Here is a 22,314-nt window from a genome sequence, read left to right as displayed (position 1 = left end):
GTCCGAACGGTATGCCGATGATTGTCACCATCATGCCGATGCTCGCCACGGCATATTCGATGGCTATCATCAGTCCGCCGAACACTACCCAGATGATATTGAGGACTATATTCATATCACTCCCACTCGATCGTCGACGGCGGTTTTGAGGAAATGTCGTAGGTGACGCGGTTCACGCCTTTTACCTTATTGATGATCTTGTTTGACACCTCGGCGAGAAAGTCGTAGGGGAGTCGTGCCCAGTCGGCGGTCATGGCGTCGGTCGATGTGACAGCGCGCAGAGCCACGGCGCGTTCGTAGGTGCGTTCGTCGCCCATCACTCCTACGCTCTGCACGGGAAGGAGTATCACTCCGGCTTGCCATACCGAATCGTAGAGGCCATGGTCGCGGAGACCCTGTATGAATATGGCATCGGCCTCCTGCAGCACGGCCACCTTTTCAGGAGTGATGTCGCCGAGAATTCTGACTGCCAGCCCAGGCCCCGGGAACGGATGACGGCTGATGAGATGTTCGGGCATTCCGAGCTGGCGTCCGACGGCGCGCACTTCGTCCTTGAATAGCAGACGCAGGGGTTCGCACAGTCTGAGGTTCATTTTCTCGGGAAGTCCGCCCACATTGTGGTGGCTCTTGATGGTGGTGCCGGTGATAGAGAGCGATTCGATGCAGTCGGGATATATTGTGCCCTGTCCGAGCCACTTCACATCGGTGAGCTTATGTGCCTCTTCGTCAAACACGTCGATAAATCCTTTGCCGATGATCTTGCGTTTCTTTTCGGGATCGGTCACTCCGGCGAGTTCCTTGAAGAACTTTGCCGAAGCGTCGACTCCGATCACATTGAGGCCAAGTCCCTCATAGTCGCGCATCACGTCGCTGAACTCGTCCTTGCGGAGCATGCCGTGGTCAACGAATATGCAGGTGAGATTCTTGCCTATCGCCTTGTTGAGGAGCACGGCCGCTACCGAGGAATCGACACCGCCGCTCAGGCCGAGCACCACCTTGTCGTCTCCGAGCTGCTCTTTGAGCGCGGCCACGGTCGATTCTATGAACGACGCGGCGTTCCAGTCGCATTTCGATCCGCAGATGCCCTTGACGAAGTTGGAGAGCAGCTGCGTGCCGCACTCACTGTGGTATACTTCTGGGTGGAACTGCACGCCCCACACTTTCTCCTCTTTGGAGCGGTAGGCGGCAACGGGTACATCAGCCGTGGAGGCTATGATTTCGAATTTGTCGGATATGCCGGTGATGGTGTCGCCATGGCTCATCCACACCTGGCTTCCCGGACGTATGCCGCGGAGCAGCTGGTCGGATTCGTCGACATATTCGAGGCGTGCGCGTCCGTATTCGCGGCTGCCGGCCGGCTCTACCTTGCCTCCGTTGGTGTAGGCTATGAACTGCGCTCCGTAGCATATGCCCAAAATGGGAAGACGCCCCCATATCGATGACAGATCGGTGCGGAACGCTTTTTCGTCATAAACTGAGAATGGCGAACCGGAGAGGATGACGCCTATCACTGACTCGTCGCCGTGGGGAAACTTGTTGTAGGGTACGATCTCGCAGTAGGTATTCAGCTCGCGCACACGGCGTCCGATTAGCTGTGTGGTCTGCGATCCGAAATCGAGGATTATGATCTTTTCCTGCATAAGGATTGGTGTAAAAGAATTATCGCTTTGGTGTAGGTTGCAAAATTATGAAATTTTTGTCATCTTGCCGCTGTGCGTGGAGGTGTTTTTGACCGTGGCGCTATCATTTGAGGAGTCATTTGAGGCGGGCAATCTGTTTTTTGGGCGCTACGGCCCAGATGATGTCGTGAGGTTCAAACCGGGTCGAGGCCACCGGGGTGATGAATTCTCCATTGCGGTCTATGGCTACAAGCAGGGTAGAGTAGTCCTTGCTCAGCCGGGCCTCTCCCACTGTCTTTCCGGCCAGCGGTGATGATGCCGAGATCTGCACGGTAGTCATCTTGAAGTCGTGGGCCGACGGTCCGGCGGCTTCGTTGCTGTCCGTTGCCTCGACGATGGGCAGAAGTTTCTGTATTTCCTCGTCGGTGCCGATCACGCCGAGCACGTCGCCGGGAAATATGCGGGTGTCGCCCGACGGCACCGGCAGCACTTGCGCTCCACGCTGTATGTTGGCTATGCTGACACCGTATCTGCGGCGCAGATCAGAGTCCTGAAGCCGCTCGCCGACAAACGGGCAGTCGTAGCCCACGGTCATGAAAGCCATATGAAGATTGCCCACGACGTTGTTGCGGCGTCCGCTGCGCCTGAGTTCTCGCTCGTTGAGATTGTCGATAAACCGCGACTCGATGCCGCGCATGCGGCGCCTGACGTTGCGCGAGAAGCCGAATACAAGCAGCATGAAGATGAAAATGCCGAATATGAATCCTACGGCCACTGAGAATGTCACCGACAGGGTATAGATGATGATAGCCAGGCCTATCAGAAGCCTGAAGAATGTCATCACCACCAGTGGCACGTCGAATTTGGCGTTGGCTTCGATCAGACGCTGCCGTTCGGTGCGTTTCGATGCCGGAAACGACAGGGCGATGAGAAATGGTGTCATGGCGGCCAGTGTCAGCAGCGCGCAGAGAAGCGGCCCCCAAACTTCGCTGACGCCTGTAAGCCATGGAAGCACCCATTTCTGTGATATCAGAGCCATAGCCACCAATACGGCGGAGTAGAGCATCACCCTCCACAGATAGCGGTGTATCAGTGAGCGCCACAGGCGTCCTGTTTCGCTCTCGGCGGCTGCGCTTTCGGTGTAGCGGTCAATTAGGAAGTGCAGGCGGCGGGGGAGCAGGCGGCGGATGATCCCGTAGGCCGGATCGGCCATGCGTATGAAGTATGGCGTGGTGAAGGTGGTCAGCACCGACACGGCCACGACTATCGGATAGATGGTAGGATCGAGCACTCCGAGGCTCATGCCGAGGGTGGCTATGATGAAAGCGAATTCGCCGATCTGTGTCAGGGAGAATCCGGCTTCGATGGCCACCTTCAGGTTTTGGCCAGTGACGAGCATGCCGAAGGTGCCGAACAGTATCATGCCGAAGATCACGACTCCCGACAGCACAAGGATCGGCGCCCAGTATTGCGTGATGATGTGCGGATCCACCATCATGCCGACGGATATGAAGAATACTGATCCGAACAGATCCTTTACCGGAGTGACTACGCGCTCGATCCGTTCGGCAAAACTCGTGCCGGCAAGGATAGAGCCCATCACGAACGCTCCCAATGCAAGCGAGAATCCGCAGCAGACCGAAAAAACGGCCATGCCGAGGCACAGTCCCATCGACATGATCAGAAGTGTTTCGGAATTCAGATAGCGACGCACCTTGTTGAGCAACGAAGGGAGAACGAACACTCCGGTGGCAAACCACATGATGAGGAAAAACACCAGCTTCATGACGCTAAACAGCATCTCGCCACCTTTGACGGTGGAATTGACAGCTATCGACGACAGCAACACCATCATCACCACTGCAAAAAGATCCTCCACTATCAGCACAGCAAACACCAGCGAGGCGAATTTCTTGTGCTGAAGCCCCAGATCGTTGAAGGCCTTGATGATTATAGTGGTCGACGACATGGACAGCATGCCGCCGAGGAAAAGGCAGTTGATGGCCGAGAAACCGAGAATATGTCCGACAACAAACCCACCGCACATCATGCCCGCGACGATGATCATAGCCGTCACCACAGCCGACCCTCCGGCATTGACAAGTTTCTTGAAGCTGAATTCAAGTCCAAGCGAGAAGAGCAGCACCACGATGCCTATCTGAGCCCAGAACTCGATATTGCTGTCGGTAGTCACCGACGGCAGATACTCGAAGTGGGGGCTCGCCAGAAATCCGGCTACGATATAGCCGAGCACGACAGGCTGACGCAACCATTTGAACAGCACCGTCACCACGGCGCCGAGTATGAGTATGAATGCCAGATCGCGTATCAGGCTTTCGATGGGCAGAGATTCTGCGGCTATTGTGGCGAGGATCATATGGTCACTTGATTGGCGAGCGAGATGCCCTGTGTGGGATTAAGTTGTCGGAGCAGTCCGAACACTTTGACGAAATCGGTGGTGTTTTTGGCGAGCACCACCAGATTGAGGCGCGTGCAGGGCGTTTCGAAATCATACTCCACAAACACATTGGTCAGTGTGATATTCTGTTCCGACAGACAGTGGCGGTAGGCTTCTATATCCTTGACGATCGCTCCGATGCGTATGCGCACTATGCGTGTCTCCCATCCGACATGGATGCGGTGCTCCAGTTGTTCGAGCAGTACGAGTATGACGAGCATCAGTCCGGTGGCCACGACCGACACCAGATACATGCCTACGCCCACGGCCATGCCTATCGTGGCCACCATCCAGATGCCGGCGGCGGTGGTCAGTCCGCGCACCGATCCTTTCATCTGTATGATGGCTCCGGCGCCGAGGAAACCGATGCCGGTGATCACCTGCGCGGCGATACGTCCGGGGTCGCCGTTTTTCAGCCCGAGGTATTCCTGCGGCACGTAGATCGAGAGCAGCATGGCCAGCGTGGCTCCCATGGAGATGAGGGCGAATGTGCGTATGCCGGCGATCTGTCCTTTGCGCTTGCGCTCCATCCCGACGCAGCTGCCGAGCAACAGGCTTACGCATAATTTGAACACCGCCGAGGTCGTAGTGACCTCGACGGAGTTGACGGCTTCGTAAAAATGTTGCAGTGCCTCGATCATTTCTTGAAGGTGAAGCGTCGCGATGCCAGACGGTAATTGTCGGCAAACAGTTCTACCGTATATTCGCCGGCCGAAAGAGCTGTGTTCACATCCCAGTAGATTGTAACGCCCGGTATTTCCTCACCTGCGTATTCGATCTGCTTCTTGGCTGTGCATGCCACGTTTGATCCTTCGAAATCAAATGTGCCGGCATTGCCGAGAAGAGCGCCTTCGGGCGAAGTTATCCGCAGATACACGGTTTTCTGTCCCACGGGAGTGGAGTTGTTCTGCGGTATGGTGAATGTCACCATGAGCTGTTTGGCTTTGGTGATTTTTTTCTCCTGTTTGCCGTTTTTCTTGAGCGGGGTGAGAGCCACGCCTGTGACGTTGAGTTTCTCGGCCAGTGTCATCCGTTCGCTGAGGGTCTCGTTTTTGCGGGTCACCTCCTGCATGCGGTTCGACAGTGAGCGGTTCTCGTTGCGTATCTCCGCGTTCTCGGCCCGCAGTCCGGCATTCTCCTTGCCGAGCGAGTCCACCTGGGCTATATAGTGGCGCAGGAGTCCGCGCAGAGTGGATATCTCGTTCTGTAGCTGCGATATGCGCTTCTGGCTCTTCACCTTCTCGGAGTTGAGTTCCTGCAGCAGCTGTTCCACTTTGTTTTTGGCAGCGGTGTACTTGGCCAGTATGGTGTCGCCGGCCATCTGCGTGGCCTGGTTCTCATACTGTGCAAACTGCGAGTTGATGGCCTCGTACTCGTTGGCCAGCTGCAATTGGTCGTTGGTGAGCTGGAGCTGTTCGTTTTCGGCTTTCTGCTGGTTGACTTCAAGTTTCAGTGAGGTCACCTGAAACAGGCTTACTGCCACTGCTATCACCAGAAGTGCCACAAGCCCTATGGCAAGCCATAGGAGCTTGGGCTTGTTGCTGAGTGAATTCATGTCTCGTGTGATTGGAATGTTGTGATGTAAGCTGACCGTTTTTAGCGGATCAGTCTTCTGCGTTTTGTGATTTTGTATTTACGATGATTAAAGACCCTGTCCGTGGCAGTTTTTGTATTTCTTGCCGCTGCCGCAGGGGCAGAGATCGTTGCGGCCGATTTTCGGGCCGGCCTTGACGGGCATGGGACGCTGCTGCTCTCCCTGGCTGGACGCTGCTGCGGCACGCTGCTCGGCTTCACCGGGCAGATTGCCGCGGCTCTCGCGGTAGTTGCTGGCCTGACGGTGGCTTTCGGGCATGGCGCGCTGCACTTCGGGCTGGGGCGCCTGTTGCTGAGCGCCTTCGGGCTGCTGCTGAGCCGGACGCTGCTGTATGTAGAGCTGTCCGCGCATCAGAGCCGAGATCACCTTCACGTTGAGATTGTTGAGCATATTCTCGAAGAGGTGGAACGACTCTACCTTGTAGATTACCAGAGGATCCTTCTGCTCGTATGATACGTTCTGCACCGACTGCTTGAGCTGGTCGAGCTCACGCAGATGCTCCTTCCAGAGTTCGTCGATGCTCACGAGCATGATAGCCTTGTGCCACTCCTTGACGATGGCGCGGCCGTCGGAATTGTAGGCGTCGATGATATTGACCGGAAGGCTGAACACGCGTTTGCCGTCGGTGATAGGCACGAGTATCATGGAGTTCAGACCACGGTTTTCGACGCAGTCCTTGATCACCGGCATGGCTACTTCGCGGATACGGTCGTTTTTGCGGTCGAAAGCTTCGATAGCCGCCTGATGCACGCGGTCGATGGCTTCTTCCTTGCTCATGCTGCGGAATTCCTCTTCGGTGAAGGGTGCCTCGATCGTAAGGGTCTTGAAAAGTTCAAGCGACAGATCGCCGAATGCGGCAGGTGAGTCGTAGGTCGTGATGAGGTTCTCGATATAGTCATAGAACATATTGGCGATGTCGATGCCTATACGTTCGCCGAGCAGGGCATGATGGCGTCGCGAATAGATGTAGGTACGCTGCTTGTTCATGACGTCGTCATATTCGAGGAGGCGTTTGCGTATGCCGAAGTTGTTCTCTTCCACGCGTTTCTGAGCCTTCTCGATGGCGCGGGTCACCATGCCGCTCTCTATCATTTCGCCCTCTTTGAGGCCGAGGCGGTCGAGCACTTTGGTGACATGGTCGGTGGCGAACAGGCGCATCAGAGTGTCCTCGAACGATACGTAGAACACCGACGATCCCGGATCGCCCTGACGGCCGGAACGTCCGCGGAGCTGACGGTCCACACGGCGGCTCTCATGGCGTTCGGTGCCGATGATGGCCAGACCTCCGGCCTTCTTCACTTCTTCGGGGAGCTTGATGTCGGTGCCTCGGCCTGCCATGTTGGTGGCAATGGTGACAGTACCTGTCTTGCCGGCCTGTGCCACGATGTCGGCCTCTTTCTGGTGAAGTTTGGCGTTGAGCACCTGACAGGGTATGCGGCGCATGTCGAGCATGCGCTTGAGCAGCTCGGAGATCTCCACCGAGGTGGTGCCCACGAGCACCGGACGTCCCTCCTCGCGCAGCTTGACGATCTCGTCGATCACTGCGGCATATTTCTCTTTCTTGGTCTTGTAGACGCGGTCGTTCATGTCGATGCGTGCCACCGGACGGTTCGTCGGGATGGTCACGACGTCGAGCTTGTATATATCCCACAGCTCTCCGGCCTCGGTCTCGGCCGTACCGGTCATGCCGGCAAGCTTGTGATACATTCTGAAGTAGTTCTGCAGGGTGATGGTGGCGAAGGTCTGCGTGGCAGCCTCAACCTTCACTCCCTCTTTGGCCTCTATGGCCTGGTGGAGTCCGTCGGAGTAGCGCCGGCCCTCCATGATGCGTCCGGTCTGTTCGTCGACGATCTTGATCTTGTTGTCGTCGATCACATATTCCACATCCTTCTCAAAGAGGGTGTAGGCTTTGAGCAGCTGTGTGACGGTATGTACACGCTCGGCCTTGACGGCATAGTTCTGCATCAGCTCATCCTTTTTCTGCTGGCGCTCTGCGGCGTCGGCGATAGTCTCGGCCTCCGAGAGCTGGGCGGCTATGTCGGGGAGCACGAAGAAGTCGGGGTCGGCCGATGTGCCGGTAAGCATGTCGATACCCTTGTCGGTAAGATCCACACTGCGGTTTTTCTCGTCAATGACGAAATATAGCGGTTCCGTGGCCTTGGGCATCTCGCGCGAATTGTCCTGAAGATAATAGCCTTCGGTTTCGAGCAGTATGTTCTTCATACCCTCCTGGCTGAGGAACTTGATCAGCGCGCCGTTCTTGGGCAGACCCTTGAACGACCGGAACAGTTCGAGAGCGCCGGCTTTGCGGGTATCTTTGTCGTCCGATGCGAGCTTCGCCTTTGCGTCGGTAAGCATCTGTGTGACGAGTTTGCGCTGGGCGGCGACAACTTTCTCTACGTTGGGCCGGTATTCGTTGAACATCTGGTCGTCGCCTCTCGCCACCGGACCGGAGATGATGAGCGGTGTACGGGCGTCGTCGATAAGCACCGAGTCTACCTCGTCGACAATCGCATAGTAGTGTTTGCGCTGCACGAGATCGGAAGGCGAGAGAGCCATATTGTCGCGCAGGTAGTCGAAGCCGAATTCGTTGTTGGTGCCGAAAGTGATGTCGCAGTTATATGCGTCGCGTCGTCCGGTGGAGTTAGGCTGATGCTTATCGATGCAGTCTACGCTCGATCCGTGGAACATATAGAGCGGTCCCATCCATTCGGAGTCGCGTTTCGACAGATAGTCGTTGACGGTCACCACGTGCACGCCGCGTCCGGAGAGCGAGCGCAGGAATACCGGCAGTGTGGCTACAAGAGTTTTGCCCTCACCGGTAGCCATCTCGGCGATCTTGCCCTGATGGAGCACCACGCCGCCTATGAGCTGCACGTCGTAGTGGACCATATCCCAGGTGATCTCGTTGCCTCCGGCAAGCCAGTGGTTTTTCCAGATGGCCTTGTCGCCTTCGATGCTGACAAACTCCTTGCCTGCGGCGGCCAGATCGCGGTCCATCTGTGTGGCTGTAACCTCAACGGTCGGATTGGCGGCAAAGCGTGCGGCGGTTTCGCGCATGGTAGCGAACACTACCGGAAGGTGCTCGTTGAGCTTGTTCTCTATCGTGTCGAGTATGTTTTTTTCATGACGGTCTATTTCATCCCACAGCGGCTGACGCTTGTCGAACGGCAGGGTCTCGATCTCGGTCTTGAGTCCGGCGATCGCTGTTTCATCGGTTTCTATGGCCTTCTTGATGTCAGCGCGCACATCGCTGATGGTCTGTCGGAGCGCATCGTTGTCGAGCGTTTTTACTTTTTCTCCGCAAGCTTTGATTTTGTCGATGATTGGCTGTATCTCCTTGAGATCGCGCTGTGATTTGTTGCCGAATATCTTGCTTAAAAATGAGTTTAGTGACATGTTGTTATTTTGATTCTGATGAATATGATGTTTGCGTTTATGTCGCGTAAGGGATATTGTGTCGCACAATAGATCCCATCGTGGAGTCAGCCTGTATTCCGACAGATATCTGCATCAAGTCATAAGGTGATATTCTGTCATGCGTCATCAGGCGCGCTCCTGCTTTGATCGGTGATGATGCCTCAGAGTCTGACGGCAGGAAGGGATGCCGCTCCGGGCGAACGGATGCGAAGAAGCCGGCAAACGGTGGGAGCAATGCGCCTTGCGTCGATTTTCTCGTCAATGGTCTGTGGCTTCACTCCCGGTCCCATGACTATGACGGTGGAAGGGAAGAAGGCTTCGCGAGCCACTTGCGGAGCGTTGACAGCTCCGCTGACAGTGTCGTCGGTCACTGACCAGCCGGGAGTGATGTTTACCACCACGTCGCCGGCGTATTTCACCAGGGTGTTGCGTTTCAGTTCGTTGGCGTTGTCGCCTGCGCGTGATGCGATGATGTCGTCGATAGTGTACACCCCGCTGACGCCGCTCATCCGTGCAAGGAATTCGGCAGCCTCGGCTCTGACATCTGAAGCGTCAAGACGGTTCTCCTTGATAAGCCGCTGGTTGAGGTAGAAGTTGCGGTTGAAGTATCCTGTCACCCAGTCGCCGTTGCCGTGGAGAGCGATGAGATACATGTTGAGGAGCGAGATGGCTTTTCGTGGCGAGAATTCGCCTGAGGGCAGTCCCCATTTCTCGTCGTCGCGCCTCGATGTCGGGCGGGCGGGATAGCCGGCAAGGAATATCAGCGAGTTTCCGGCTCCGGTGCGGTGGTCGATGGCTTTCATCAGCCTGGCCAGATCGCGGTCGAGGCGCAGATATGCGTCAATGGTTTCCATGCGGTTGTCGCCGTCGGCAGTGTAGGGATAGGGCGAGAGAGAATATCCGATGTTGACCATATCCACCGGGCCGCGAGTGCCCAGCGCCATGGTCGAAAGATACTCTTCGGCTATCGATGTCACCTCTTCGTTGGCTTTGGCCGAGGCTTTGTACTGTCGGTAGCGGTCAACGTCCTTCCGTCCGAAATAGTGGCGGAAAGGGTATTGCCGTTTATAGTCGGGTACGTCGGGATACTGTGCCGGCGTCAGAAGTGGCTCCCACTTTAGGGTGTCGAGCACGGTGGATATCGGCCGGCGGTAATTGCGCGAGGAAATGCTTCTCGGCACATCCTTGTAGTGTGTGGTCGTTGCCCATGAGCCGGTGTGATCATTGATCCAGAACCCGCTGTTGCCGGCGTGTCCGGTCATGATTATGGCCTGCGCCGGATCAGGAGCCACGCTGTAGACCCACCCTGTGCCTGCGGCGTCGAGCCTCACTTCATCGCCGAGAGTCGATACGAGTATGGCGGCGGGTGAATAGGTTTCGTTTGTGAAATTTCCTATCTTGGCTGTGTCGAGCAGTATGCTGCGGCTGCGGCGACGCTCGCGGTCATATACGTATTCCGCCGGAATGCCGTTGACGCTGGGAGCCGCTCCCGTATAGATTATTGCTGTGGCGGCGGCGGCATCCACTCCCGGACCGTAGTCGACGTTGCTCAGTGTGGCTCCGTCGCGCATCAGGCGCTTGAAACCGCCGTCGGTGAAATGATTATGCAGCAGGTCGAGATAATCCTGACTGAGTCCCTCCACCATTATGCCTACCACCATCTGAGGCCGCTTGGGAGCGGTCTGGGCGCCGGCTGATGCAGTGACAAGAGTCAGGAGTACCGCACAGAGTATTTTATGCTGTATGTCAGTTCTTTTCTTTTTCCGCATAGCGAAATGTAGATATAGCTTGTCGAACGTAGCGCGCTACATGCTATCAAAGGAATAAACGCTGAGTTGCAATTTTGTTCGCCGACGGTCATTAAAATCGTCATTGTCAAAATCGCTGCAAAGTTAACAAAATGATAGCAAATAAGAAAGGCACGACAGCGTCGCGACCATTCCAGTATTGCCGGTATGAAGCATAACGGGTTGAGCCACAGTATAAGCCAGTTGGGCGACGTGGCTTCGTGAACCGAGATGAAAATGAGAAATGCGATGACGCATCCGGTCAGTCCCATCGCGCCGAACAGCAGCGAGTCAAGCCATCGGCTGACAGATCCGCGGTTTATGTCGGCGACGGTCAGTGAAATGACTACGGCAAAGATAGCCCAGCATACGGCCAGTGGTGTTATCCACCATGGTGTCGGGGCGAGGGCAGTGCCATGCTCGTCGCCCGCCACAAGTATTTCCGTGCCGAGCGTCAACGGGGTGCCGTCTGGACGCAGAGCCTGCTCGGCCTGACATTCGAGCACCGTGGGAGCAAATGCTTTCTGACGGTTGGTGAGCGTATGGTCAATGCCATTGCCAAGGGCAAGATCTATGCCGAACTGATACCATGGATAGTTGCGGTGGTGGTAGGCCATCATGTCGCGGAAGCTGACATTTCCGGCCAGTTCACCGGCCGGTGCGCCCAGATACACGGAGTCGCCGATGGCACGCTCCACGATGTCTATGCAGCGGGTCGAACAGTTGTCCCTGATGTAGTTGTATCGATACGTACGGTTTTCAGGCATAAGATTGATCTCGACAAGCTCGCGCAGACGGCCGGCTTCCTCCGGCGTGAGGTTGAATGTCTGCTCTTTGAGTCGTCGGCCTTCACGACGGTATTGCTCGATGAAATAGGCTGTCGGTATCGCACCGGCCATATAGTCGGTTTCACCCTTGACAAACCGGTAGACAAAATTGGGTGAATCGAAGTCAAACAGTCCCCAGTTGACGGTCATGTCATAGGTGGAGCTTTTGAGCCTCAGGGCTGCATGTCCTTCGAGCTCATAGATGTCGTCGCCGGGTGCGGCAGTCAGCAGGCTTACGGTCAGTGTTGAGTCCGGTTCAGCCGGGTTTTTCGTGCCGGTGGGTTGTGATAAAGCGTATGGCGGCAGTCCGAAAAGGATTGCCGCCACAGCTATGATTTCTTTGACGCAGGCTGATCGCATTGTCGTCATACGGTGTGGTCGACCTGCATCACATTATGCCGCGCTCGCGGAGCTTGCACTGCCATGCCCATGCCGAACGCATAGTGTCGTCGATAGGCGTTTCGGCCTTCCATCCGAGCACATTGTTGGCATGTTCGGGATTGGCCCATACTTTTTCGATGTCGCCGGTGCGGCGTCCCACGATCTTGTGAGGCACCTTCACGCCTGTGGCGCGCTCGAATGACTCTATGAGTTCGAGCACCGACAGTCCGATGCCTGTGCCGAGGTTGAAGATCTCGATCTTGTCCTGGCTCTTGTCCTCAAGCATGCGCTGTATGGCTATCACATGGGCTTTGGCGAGATCCACAACATTGATGAAGTCGCGGATGCACGATCCGTCGGGAGTGTCGTAGTCGTTGCCAAACACCGAAAGCTCTTTGCGGATGCCGATCGCCGTCTGGGTGACAAACGGTATGAGGTTCTGGGGCACACCGTTGGGCAGTTCGCCTATCTCTGCGCTGGGATGCGCGCCGACGGGATTGAAATAGCGGAGTATGACGCTTTTGAACGGTGCGCCGGAAGTGATGACGTCCGTTATTATCTCTTCGGAGATCTGCTTGGTGTTTCCGTAGGGAGAAGTGGCTTTCTTTATGGGCGACTGCTCTGTGACGGGGTTCACGTCGGGTTCGCCATAGACGGTGCACGACGATGAGAACACGATGCCCTTGACTCCGTTGGGACCCATGATATCGAGCAGGTTGAGCAGGGTGTTGAGATTGTTGCGATAGTAGAGTATGGGTTTCTCAACCGATTCGCCTACAGCCTTGCTTGCGGCAAAGTTGATGATGCCTTTGATGCCGGGATAGTCGGCAAACAGTTTCTGCATGGCAGCGAGGTCGGTGCAGTCGGCCTCTACAAAAGCCGGACGCTTGCCGGTGATTTTCTCTATGCCGTCGAGCACTTCAACATTGGAGTTGGAGAGATTGTCGACAATGACAACGTCATATCCTGCATTCTGAAGCTCGACTGTTGTATGCGAGCCGATGTAACCGGTGCCGCCGGTGACCAGTATTCTTTCTTTGCTCATGACTTAGACTTGCTGTTTTTGATGTTTTGGTTTTATACTGCAAATTTAGTGATTTATAGTTCCGTCTACAAGTTTTTTCTTATAAAAATCTTATATATCCGTCCAAATAACCGTTAGCGGCCACGGGGGTAGTCTGACATTCGCAAAATACAGTCGTGAAACGCCCGACTTTGGTAGTACTGTCTACATTGTGGGAGGCTTTCGGCTGTCAGCGGATTTTTTTGTAGTTTTGCAGGTGGAAACGCCGGTGAGGCGCTGTCCTGAGTAGATATTCAATATTAAGTTTTTTATGGAGATTTCAACAACGTTGTCGCGCAAAGAGGCTGTCTTGTCATTCGTATGGCAGCATGCTCTTCTGCTTGTTTCAATCTATCTGATGACTCTTGGTGTAGTGTTGTGTATCAAGTCCGATCTCGGCAGCAGTGTCATATCGTCGTTGCCGCTGTCGCTCTCTATCGCCGGGGCGCGGGGGCTCGCGCCGGCTCTGACGGTGGGAGGCTATACGATAGTGATGAATTTCGTGCTGGTGGGTCTTCAGATAGCCGTCCTGCGTAGCCGGTTCAATCCCATGCAGCTGTCTCAGCTTGTGATAGGTTTTGTGTTCGGTTGGTTGATCGACATCAACATGATGCTCACCGATTGGCTTGAATGTGCGACAGTGATCTCGCGGATAGCCACTCAGTTTGCCGGTTGTGCGGTGATGGGCGTGGGGATAGCCCTTGAGGTGCGCTGCGGTTCGGTGACCATGCCTGGCGAGGGATTCCCGGTGGCGTTGAGCCGTGTCACGGGAGTGGCTTTCCCACGTGTGAAGATAGTGGTGGATACTGTTCTGGTGGTGTTGGCGGTGGTCAGCAGTTATCTGTTTTTTGGTCGCTGGGCCTGGAATATTGTGGGGCCTGGCACATTGTTTGCAATGATTTTTGTCGGCTTGGAAATCAAGCTGCTCAATCCTTATCTTGGATGGTTTGACCGCCTGCTGTCATATCGTCCTGGTTTCAGACGCTATATAGTGGGTCTGGCGCGGTTTATATACCGTCGCAACCCGAGGGACTGATGGCTTGCGTCTGCCGGTCGGTTCAGTCATATACACCGGTCGAGAGATAGCGTTCACCCGTGTCGGGTAGCAGCGCTACGATCGTTTTGCCTTCTGATTCGGGTCGACGGCCTATCTCGAGGGCCGCGGCGAGTGCAGCTCCCGACGATATGCCGACGAGCAGACCTTCCTGACGGGCTATCTGGCGTGTCATGGTTCTGGCATAGTCTGTATATACGGTGACTATCTCGTCGACTACCGAGGGATCATAAATGACAGGAGTAAAACCGGCGCCTATCCCCTGTATGCCGTGCGGCCCCGGATTCTCACCTGAAAGCACGGCCGATTCACGCGGTTCTACCGCCACAATCCTCACATTCCGGTTGCGGCTCTTGAGATAGCGTCCGGTGCCGGTGATCGTGCCGCCGGTGCCTACGCCGGATATGAATATGTCCACTTTCCCTTTGGTAGCGTTCCAGATCTCTGGGCCGGTAGTGGCTTCGTGCGCGGCCGGATTGGCAGGGTTGGTAAACTGTCCGAGCACGATGGCTCCCGGTGTGGAAATCCTGATTTCTTCGGCTCTGGCTATGGCACCGGCCATTCCGTCGGCGCCCGGAGTGAGCACGATCTGCGCTCCGTAGGCTTTAAGAAGCTCGCGGCGCTCCTTGCTCATGGTATCGGGCATGGTGAGTATCACCTTATACCCTTTCGACGATCCTATCCATGCAAGTCCCACTCCTGTGTTGCCGCTGGTAGGCTCGACTATCACGCCGCCCGGGCGGAGCACCCCGGAACGTTCGGCCTCGGTGATCATGCTGAATGCCACGCGGTCTTTGACGCTTCCTCCGGGATTGAAATATTCGAGTTTGGCTATTATGTCGGCTTTTATTCCCATAGCGTCGGAAAAACGCTTGAGGTGAAGCAGGGGTGTGTTGCCTATGAGGTCGGTCAGATGCCGGGCTATGTGTTGTTGCATGTCTTCACTATGTATTGATTGACGTTATAACACGCCTTTTCAGCCTAATGTTCGGTGCAGAGCCGCTGCAGTGAGCAGAAAACAGAGTTCGGAGATGATGAAGATCGCTCCGCAGCAGTCGCCTGTATATCCTCCGATCTTGTGGCGGATATACATGATCAGAAGCGCTGCGGCGATGACCGGCGCGAGCGAGGCCAGTGCCAGCGGCCAATGGAGCAGCGTCAGCGGCCATGCCGACAGGAGAAATCCGGTGAGCAGTGTGGCCGGGCGGATACGTGTGTAGACAGTCAGATTCTTTGCCTCTTCGCGCTGACGTGCGTATGGCATGGCGTTGATGATCATTCCGGCGCAGTATTTGCTCCACACATCGGCCGCGAAGACTGTGGCGCAGGCTACAGCCACCGGCAGAGAGGCTATCGCGGCTGCCGCCAGCATATAATACAGGGCAAGAGCGATGACTCCGTATGTGCCGATGTGTGAATCCTTCATGATGGCAAGAATCCGTTCGCGCGACGTGCCTCCTCCCATGCCGTCGGCGAAGTCGGCGAGTCCGTCCTCGTGCAGAGCGCCGGTGAAAAGGGTGCGGGATGTGAGTGCGAGAAGTGCCGCCACAGGCGCGTCGAAGACCAGAGATGCAAGCCATAACGTCAGCGCGCTCAATCCTCCGGTAAGCCATCCGGCCACAGGCCACAACTCCACGACACGCTCATAGTGGCGCGGATCTATCTCGATCATCCTCCATAGAGGAAGTCTGGTGAAAAACGATATTGCTGCTGCAAGGCGTTGCATCAGTCGAAATATTTTGTCACGTTGACGTCGGCAAACGAATCCATCTCGTTGATCATCCTCACCGCCGACTGAAGGATGGGATAGGCGCAGACTGCGCCGCTCCCTTCGCCAAGGCGCAGGTCGAGGTGGAGCAGAGGCATGGCTCCGAGTGCTTCCAGAGCCAGACGGTGGCCCGATTCGTCGCCCTGATGGCCGTAGACGGCATATTCGGTCACTTCCGGATATAGCCGTGAGGCGGCCAGCATGCAGCTGGTCATGATGAATCCGTCGACAATGATCACCATTCCGCGCTCGGCTGCACGCAGCATTCCTCCGACGGCCATCGCCATCTCGTAGCCGCCGAACCATGCCATAAGGTCGGACACGCTACCGTCGCCTGAATAGTTCTTCCAGGCGCGGGTGAGTACGTTGAGTTTGTGGTCGATGCCTGATCGGTCAAGACCGGCTCCGGCGCCCACGCACTGCGGCAGCGGTGTGCCGGCGAATGCGTGCATCCACATCGACGAGGCCGATGTGTTGCCGCTGCCCATCTCGCCGAAACTGACCACGTTGCAGCCTTCGTCGGCCACCATGTCGACGATTTCCGCGCCATGACGCAGACATAAGTCGAGTTCGTCGTGTGTCATTGCCGGACCATGCAGGAAGTTGCGTGTCGAGCGTCCCACCTTGCGGTCGATTATGCCGTGTCCGGCCGGAATGTCGTAATCAACCCCGGCGTCCACAAGCACCAGACGGAAACCGTGCTGTCGGCACAGGAAATTGATACCGGCTCCTCCTTTGGCGAAATGGCCGAGCTGTTGCCATGTCACCTCTTTGGGCGAAACGCTGACTCCTTCGCTTATGATTCCGTGGTCGGCGGCAAACAGTATATTGCACGGATTGGAGAGTCGCGGGGTGAGAGTCTGCTGTATCAGTCCGATCTGTATGGCCAGATGCTCCAGCTTGCCGAGCGAGCCCTTCGGCTTGGTAAGGTTGTCCACTTTGTGGCGCAGCGCCGGCTCTATCGTGCGGTCGGGACGCCTGAGGTCGAATGTGATCATTTTATTTTTACGGGAATACCTGATATGGTTAGATATACTTCCGACGCAATATCGGCCAGATGCCGGTTGACAAGGCCTTGAAGGTCGGTGAATTTTCGTTGCAGCGGATTGGGGCTTATGCCTCCAAGCCCGATCTCGTTGGTTACTGCTACTATGGTGGCATTCTCCATGGCGGCAATGGTGTCAAGCTCTTGGATGATGGCTTTGAGTGCCTTATCGGCATCCTCGTCGAAGTGAAACAGCATGTTGGTCGACCACACGGTGACGCAGTCGATCAGTGCGGTATCTCCGGCGACAATGCAGCGTGACGGCCACAGCTTCTCCTCGGCCAGACGCCATTGCGGTCCGCGTCGGCATCGGTGTGATTCAACGCGTCGTGCCATCTCTTCGTCGGTGATTACGGCTGTGGCCACATACAGAGGCGTCGCCGAAAGACGCAATGCGGTTTTTTCGGCCAGCTCGCTTTTCCCAGATCGCTGACCTCCTGTGATCATGATGATTTTTGCCATAGCAATGGCAAAATTACAAAAAAAATACGGAGCGGCATACGTGTTATACGAGTCGCTCCGTAAAAAAAATGGTATATGACGGTTAATCGAAGATGTGGCGTAATTTGCTGAAAATACGGTCTTTCACGCTGTCGCTGGGCTTCATATCGGGTTTGTCGCCAAGCTGCTCTATAAGTTTGCGTTCCTCGTCATTGAGCGTTTCAGGCACGTAGACCATCACGTTGACCAGCTCGTCGCCTGTGCCGTAGCCTTCGGTGGAGGGGAGTCCCTTGCCGCGCAGACGCAGTATTTTGCCGGGCTGTGTTCCCGGAGCTATCTTCAAGCGCGCGCGGCCTCCGATTGTTGGCACCTCCACCGATCCTCCGAGGGCGGCGGTGGGGAAGTCGAGCATCAGATTGTAGACCACATCGTTGCCGTCGCGTATCAGTTCCGGATGTTTGATCTCCTCTATGACCACGAGCAGGTCGCCATTGACTCCGCCGTGCATCGGCGCGTTGCCTTTGCCCTTGACGGTAAGGGTCATGCCGTCGGCCACGCCTGCAGGTATATTGAACGAAACCACCTGCTCCTTGTGCTGCACTCCGGTGCCGTTGCAGTAGGTGCAGTTTTCTTTGATGATCTTGCCATCGCCGTTACACTCCGGACACACTGCGGCGCTTTGGCTGAGTCCGAAAATGGTCTGTTGAGTGCGCATTACCGTGCCGGATCCATGACATGTGGGGCAGGTGACGAACGCCGTGCCGTCTTTGGCTCCGGTGCCATTGCAATGGTCACATTTTGCAAAGGCTTTTAGTTTCAGTGTCTTACTGATCCCCTTGGCTATATCCTCAAGCGACAGTTTCAAGGTGATGCGCAGATCGTCGCCGCGACGCTGGCGTTTGCGTGGACGTCCGCCGGCAGCACTGCCGAAGCCTCCCATATCGAAACCGCCATGGCCACCGAATATGTCGCCGAACTGCGAGAAAATATCCTCCATCGTGAAACCGTGTCCGCCGCCGAATCCACCGCCTGGGAAGCCCTGCGGCCCCATGTTGTGGCCGAACTGATCGTATTTCTGGCGTTTCTCCGGGTCGGAGAGCACATCGTAGGCTTCGGCTGCCTCCTTGAATTTCTCTTCGGCCTCCTTGTCGCCTGGATTTTTGTCGGGGTGGTATTTGATAGCCAGCTTGCGGTAGGCTTTCTTAAGCTCTTCCGGTGTGGCTGTCTTCGCTACGCCGAGCACTTCGTAGTAATCTCTCTTGTCCATCTCTTATGCCTCTCGATAATTACAGTCACTGTCCGACAGCCACTTTGGCATGACGGAGCACCTTGTCGTTGATAGTATAGCCTTTGGTGGGCGTGTCGATCACCTTGCCTTTAAGATTCTGATCCTCCACCGGCACCATGGCTATGGCTTCGTGCATATCCGGATCGAAGTCGGCGCCGTTGCTTTCCATCGCCTTTACTCCGTTCTGTTCGAGATATTTCACGAGTTTGTTGTAGATGATCTCCATGCCTTCTCTTATGGCGTTGGGATCGTCCACATCCTTGGTGGCGTCGAGACCGCGCTCGAAGTCGTCGACGATAGGCAGCAGACCTTTCATCGACTGTTCGTTGGCGTTGCGGATTATATCACTCTTCTCTTTTAGGGTGCGTTTGCGGAAATTGTCGAATTCAGCCATAAGAAAGAGATATTCCTTCTTCTCTTTCTCAACCTTGAGTTTCTCTTCGGCAAGCTCTTTGGCAAGCTTGTCGATCTCGCTCATTTCGGCATTCTCGATATCCTGGTCGCTCATATTTTCGGTTTCCTCTACCGATTCACCGATATTATCCAGTATCTCTTCGGACTGCATTCCGTCGGCTTTATCTGATGATTTCTTTTTATCGCTCATATTAGACACTAATTTTTTTATACTGTGCAAAAATCTTGCCAAACTGCAAGGCTCTTTATCTGACATAACAAACGGGAGCGGATAACGTTCAGTCAGTCAAGCCGCCCGATATAGATGTCCATGCCGGGGAACTTACCTGAAATATCGTCTGACAAAATGTCACATCCAAACAGACCGTAGACAGCCGAGCCGGATCCTGACATGGAAGTGTAGACGGCTCCCATGTCGGCAAGTTGCTGTTTGATTGCGGTTATTTCGGGGAGTTGTGCGGCTACCGATGCCTCAAAATCGTTTATTAGGCATCCATCCCATGAAGAAATGGGGCGTGTGATAGCTTCTGCCACCCTGCCAGGGGCAGTATAGGATTTCACGCCGGAATATGCTTCGCGGGTCGAAACTGATCCAGCAGGCTTTGCTATGACTATGCTGTACCCGGCAAGCGAGATGTCGGCCGGAGAGAATGTCGTGCCGGTGCCGGTGGCTGTCACTGGGCGGTTGCGGATAAAAAACGGGCAGTCGGCGCCGATTGTGGCGGCTATTTCCTCAAGCCGCTTGTAGTCAAGCCCGAGGTTCAGCATCGTATTGAGAGCCTTGAGCGCGAAAGCCGCGTCGGCCGAACCTCCGCCCAGCCCGGCGCCGTCTGGAATCACTTTGTGGAGATAGATGCTGACAGGCGGAAGCGTCGTGATGGCATCAAGTGCACGGTAGGCCTTCATGACCAGATTGCTCTCCGGCGGGCACTCTACGCGTCTCCCCGAAGTGAACAATTCGGTCACTCCTGATTTCGATGGCACAATTTCAAGTATATCAGTCCACCCTACTGGATACATCACGGTTTCTATATCATGATAACCGTCGGGCCTCCGTCCGGTGATGGCCAGCCCGAGATTGATTTTTGCGTTCGGAAAAACTATCATACCGACAAATTTAGCCATTTTATCGCAAACAAGCGACAACCGTTCTACAAATATAACAATGGAATCAGTTTGGAAGTATGTCAAAAAACGGTGACTGGCTTGTGTTCATGACAGGGCGACATTTCCGAACACTTTGCGGTGTGAAGGTGTTTGTCAGGTGAAAGGATTATCAACCGACACTAAAAAAAATCTATTATGGACAAGTACGTATGTGAAGTATGCGATTGGGTGTATGACCCCTCAGTAGGAGATCCTGAACATGGTATCGCTCCGGGCACCTCGTTTGAAGATCTACCCGACGACTGGGTATGCCCGTTGTGTGGAGTGGGCAAGGATCAGTTCGCTCCGGTAAAGTGACAATTCACTTCAAAAACCTATGGCCATGTGTCGGAAGTAAAAAATCCTGACTCATGGCCATGTTCATATACTGACGGATCATTCTGGCGCAACCTGAAGCCACGCAGTCATGCTAATCTTAGAGATTGTCTAAATTTATATAATACGGATTTTGAGAAGGATTGTCAGATGGATTTTTGTTTGTGATGAGGGAGTGTAGCCGTAGCTACATGACCGGGGAGCAAACAAAAAGACGCTGGAAAGACTCTCAAAAGCAAAGTGATATGAATTTTAGATAATCTCTTAGCGTTGCCTTGGAAGAATGGGTTGTGATGGCGGAGTGCGGTGGATGTCAGATCTGCGATCGTTCAAACCGGAATAACAATCATCGGTATGTCGGCCCGGAACAACAGCCTATGAGCCATGCCGGGATTGAAGAGGCGCGCGAATACGTTTTTCTTCTTGTTGAGCACGGCAAGCATATTGATTTTCGCGGTGCGGTCGATCGAGTCAAGTTTTTCAGTCGACTGATCGCTTGCCGCGCTCATCATCTCGAATGTGCATAGCGGATAGTTTTCGCGGCAGTATCGTAGCAGGGCGTCCTCGGCGGCAGTAAGGCCGTGTGTCGCGTCTTTGCGGCTTCTGATGTGGAGTAGCGTGACACGAAGCATTGATTCGTCGAACAGCCGCGACAAGGCGTCAAGACCGAGCATGTCCTCCTGGGTGAGAGTGCAGAAGAATACAATGTGGCGCATGCGTTCAATTGTGTCAGTCGATGCTGATTCCGGTATGGTGAATATGGGTGTGCGGCTTGTATCGAGCACTTCGGCAGTGACGCTTCCCACCAGTTCGCGCTCTTTCTTGTCGGCGCCGCGTGTGGCCATGACTATAAGCATCGGCTGATGTTTTTTTGCCCATGCGTTGATGGCGTCCTCGGGCACTCCCTCAGTGATCTCTCTGGTGAACTTCACCGGTGGTATCTCACCCTCCTTGATCATGTGTTTTAGTTCGTCGCACAGTGTGATCATGGAGTTTTCGGCTGCTTTGGCTATGCTTTCGCGCAATTGTGCTCCTGCGACATCGAAGTCGAGAGTGTCGGATAGCTGTATCGAGGCAGTCAGAGCCGGATCGACAAATGCGTTGAGCAGCACGATTTCAGCCTGATGGGCGTGTGCTATCCTGAAGGCGGCCTTGCAGGCTTTGATTGACATCGGGGTGAAATCCACCGGCACAAGAATCCGGCGTGAGAGCGGTAGATCCAACGATGTGACGGCCGGACCTACGAATATTTCACGGTTTTCTATGATCCGTAAGGCTGCCGGAAGATCATGTTCTTTGATTCTGACTCTGACTCCCGAAGAGATGATCGGTGACGACAGGTTGACGTTTTGCAGCACAGCTTCGATCCCTTCGCTTTCAAGCAGCGATTTCAGTTCGAGTGCCCGCTCATAGGTGTGGATGGCAATAGTTATCAGTCGGTCGTCCATGGCTGGGGTTCTATAGATTTATTTGCGGTGAGGAGATTCAGACGTGTCTTTCGGGGCAGGAGAACTGTCCGGACTGTATCGTGGAGAGAGTGGAGGGGAATATGACCGCCGGAAGAGAGAATTAATGAGGAAGGTGGGGAATGAGAAAGGAGAATGCGTATGTGGGGGCTTGATTGTAGCCGCGAAAGTAGGGTGGCGGTCTGCGGCAATCTTTCGGCTTTGCCT

General features: G+C 55.0%; 19 protein-coding genes. 2 read left to right on the top strand and 17 right to left on the bottom strand.

Features of this window, described 5'->3' with window-relative positions:
- The 9 genes from C5O24_RS14565 to galE all read right to left on the bottom strand — a co-directional run.
- Positions 1–115: YccF domain-containing protein (locus C5O24_RS14565; protein WP_275541800.1), on the bottom strand; the 115-nt coding region annotated here is incomplete at its 3' end.
- Position 116: 1 nt separating this feature from the next.
- Positions 117–1,640, bottom strand: coding sequence for a glutamine-hydrolyzing GMP synthase (gene guaA / locus C5O24_RS00525; protein WP_107034893.1), 1,524 nt, complete (start codon positions 1,638–1,640; stop codon positions 117–119).
- 115 nt (positions 1,641–1,755) lie between these two features.
- Positions 1,756–3,996 (bottom strand): cation:proton antiporter, encoded by a 2,241-nt coding sequence (locus tag C5O24_RS00520; protein ID WP_107034892.1) that lies wholly within the window; start codon positions 3,994–3,996, stop codon positions 1,756–1,758.
- Positions 3,993–4,718, bottom strand: coding sequence for an MgtC/SapB family protein (locus C5O24_RS00515; RefSeq protein ID WP_107034891.1), 726 nt, complete (start codon positions 4,716–4,718; stop codon positions 3,993–3,995). The genes C5O24_RS00520 and C5O24_RS00515 overlap by 4 nt, the downstream gene beginning before the upstream one ends.
- Positions 4,715–5,632: a DUF8429 coiled-coil domain-containing protein gene (locus C5O24_RS00510; RefSeq protein WP_107034890.1), complete on the bottom strand. Its 918-nt coding sequence runs from the start codon at positions 5,630–5,632 to the stop codon at positions 4,715–4,717. Before C5O24_RS00510 ends, C5O24_RS00515 begins: the two co-directional genes overlap by 4 nt.
- A gap of 87 nt (positions 5,633–5,719) precedes the next feature.
- Entirely contained in the window at positions 5,720–9,070 is a 3,351-nt protein-coding gene (gene secA, locus C5O24_RS00505; RefSeq protein WP_107681329.1) for a preprotein translocase subunit SecA, read from the bottom strand.
- Positions 9,071–9,252: 182 nt separating this feature from the next.
- Positions 9,253–10,860, bottom strand: a complete 1,608-nt coding sequence (locus C5O24_RS00500) for an alkaline phosphatase family protein (protein WP_107681328.1) — start codon at positions 10,858–10,860, stop codon at positions 9,253–9,255.
- Complete coding sequence (locus C5O24_RS00495) at positions 10,803–12,065, bottom strand: lipoprotein N-acyltransferase Lnb domain-containing protein (RefSeq protein ID WP_161553746.1); 1,263 nt, start codon at positions 12,063–12,065, stop codon at positions 10,803–10,805. Before C5O24_RS00495 ends, C5O24_RS00500 begins: the two co-directional genes overlap by 58 nt.
- A 28-nt stretch (positions 12,066–12,093) precedes the next feature.
- Complete coding sequence (gene galE, locus C5O24_RS00490; RefSeq protein ID WP_107034886.1) at positions 12,094–13,131, bottom strand: UDP-glucose 4-epimerase GalE; 1,038 nt, start codon at positions 13,129–13,131, stop codon at positions 12,094–12,096.
- A gap of 289 nt (positions 13,132–13,420) precedes the next feature.
- Between galE and C5O24_RS00485 the strand changes: the two genes are divergently transcribed.
- Entirely contained in the window at positions 13,421–14,185 is a 765-nt protein-coding gene (locus C5O24_RS00485) for a YczE/YyaS/YitT family protein (protein WP_107681327.1), read from the top strand.
- A 22-nt stretch (positions 14,186–14,207) separates the two neighbouring features.
- Here the strand turns inward: C5O24_RS00485 and cysK are convergent, their stop codons facing one another.
- The 7 genes from cysK to ispE all read right to left on the bottom strand — a co-directional run bounded on the left by cysK (position 14,208) and on the right by ispE (position 20,266).
- Positions 14,208–15,140 (bottom strand): cysteine synthase A, encoded by a 933-nt coding sequence (gene cysK / locus C5O24_RS00480; RefSeq protein ID WP_107034884.1) that lies wholly within the window; start codon positions 15,138–15,140, stop codon positions 14,208–14,210.
- A gap of 39 nt (positions 15,141–15,179) precedes the next feature.
- Positions 15,180–15,929, bottom strand: coding sequence for an adenosylcobinamide-GDP ribazoletransferase (cobS, locus tag C5O24_RS00475; RefSeq protein ID WP_107034883.1), 750 nt, complete (start codon positions 15,927–15,929; stop codon positions 15,180–15,182).
- The gene (gene cobT, locus C5O24_RS00470) at positions 15,929–16,969 is read right to left on the bottom strand and encodes a nicotinate-nucleotide--dimethylbenzimidazole phosphoribosyltransferase (protein WP_107034882.1); all 1,041 of its coding nucleotides are present in this window, start codon (positions 16,967–16,969) and stop codon (positions 15,929–15,931) included. The genes cobS and cobT overlap by 1 nt, the downstream gene beginning before the upstream one ends.
- Positions 16,966–17,478, bottom strand: coding sequence for a bifunctional adenosylcobinamide kinase/adenosylcobinamide-phosphate guanylyltransferase (gene cobU / locus C5O24_RS00465; RefSeq protein ID WP_107034881.1), 513 nt, complete (start codon positions 17,476–17,478; stop codon positions 16,966–16,968). Before cobU ends, cobT begins: the two co-directional genes overlap by 4 nt.
- Before the next feature lie 82 nt (positions 17,479–17,560).
- The gene (gene dnaJ, locus C5O24_RS00460) at positions 17,561–18,724 is read right to left on the bottom strand and encodes a molecular chaperone DnaJ (protein WP_107034880.1); all 1,164 of its coding nucleotides are present in this window, start codon (positions 18,722–18,724) and stop codon (positions 17,561–17,563) included.
- A 25-nt stretch (positions 18,725–18,749) separates the two neighbouring features.
- A complete protein-coding gene (locus C5O24_RS00455; RefSeq protein WP_107034879.1) occupies positions 18,750–19,349 on the bottom strand; it encodes a nucleotide exchange factor GrpE in 600 nt (199 codons plus the stop codon).
- A gap of 92 nt (positions 19,350–19,441) precedes the next feature.
- Positions 19,442–20,266, bottom strand: a complete 825-nt coding sequence (ispE, locus tag C5O24_RS00450; RefSeq protein WP_107034916.1) for a 4-(cytidine 5'-diphospho)-2-C-methyl-D-erythritol kinase — start codon at positions 20,264–20,266, stop codon at positions 19,442–19,444.
- A gap of 195 nt (positions 20,267–20,461) precedes the next feature.
- Between ispE and rd the strand changes: the two genes are divergently transcribed.
- Positions 20,462–20,623 carry a rubredoxin gene (rd, locus tag C5O24_RS00445; RefSeq protein WP_107034878.1) on the top strand — a complete coding sequence of 54 codons (162 nt, stop codon included), beginning with the start codon at positions 20,462–20,464 and terminating at the stop codon, positions 20,621–20,623.
- 347 nt (positions 20,624–20,970) lie between these two features.
- Here rd and C5O24_RS00440 read toward each other — a convergent pair whose 3' ends face one another.
- The gene (locus tag C5O24_RS00440) at positions 20,971–22,089 is read right to left on the bottom strand and encodes a universal stress protein (RefSeq protein WP_107034877.1); all 1,119 of its coding nucleotides are present in this window, start codon (positions 22,087–22,089) and stop codon (positions 20,971–20,973) included.
- Positions 22,090–22,314: the final 225 nt, after the last annotated feature.

Origin of the sequence: Paramuribaculum intestinale (assembly GCF_003024925.1) — a bacterium.
GTDB classification, from domain to species: domain Bacteria; phylum Bacteroidota; class Bacteroidia; order Bacteroidales; family Muribaculaceae; genus Paramuribaculum; species Paramuribaculum intestinale.
This window is presented reverse-complemented; position numbering and strand designations above follow the sequence as displayed.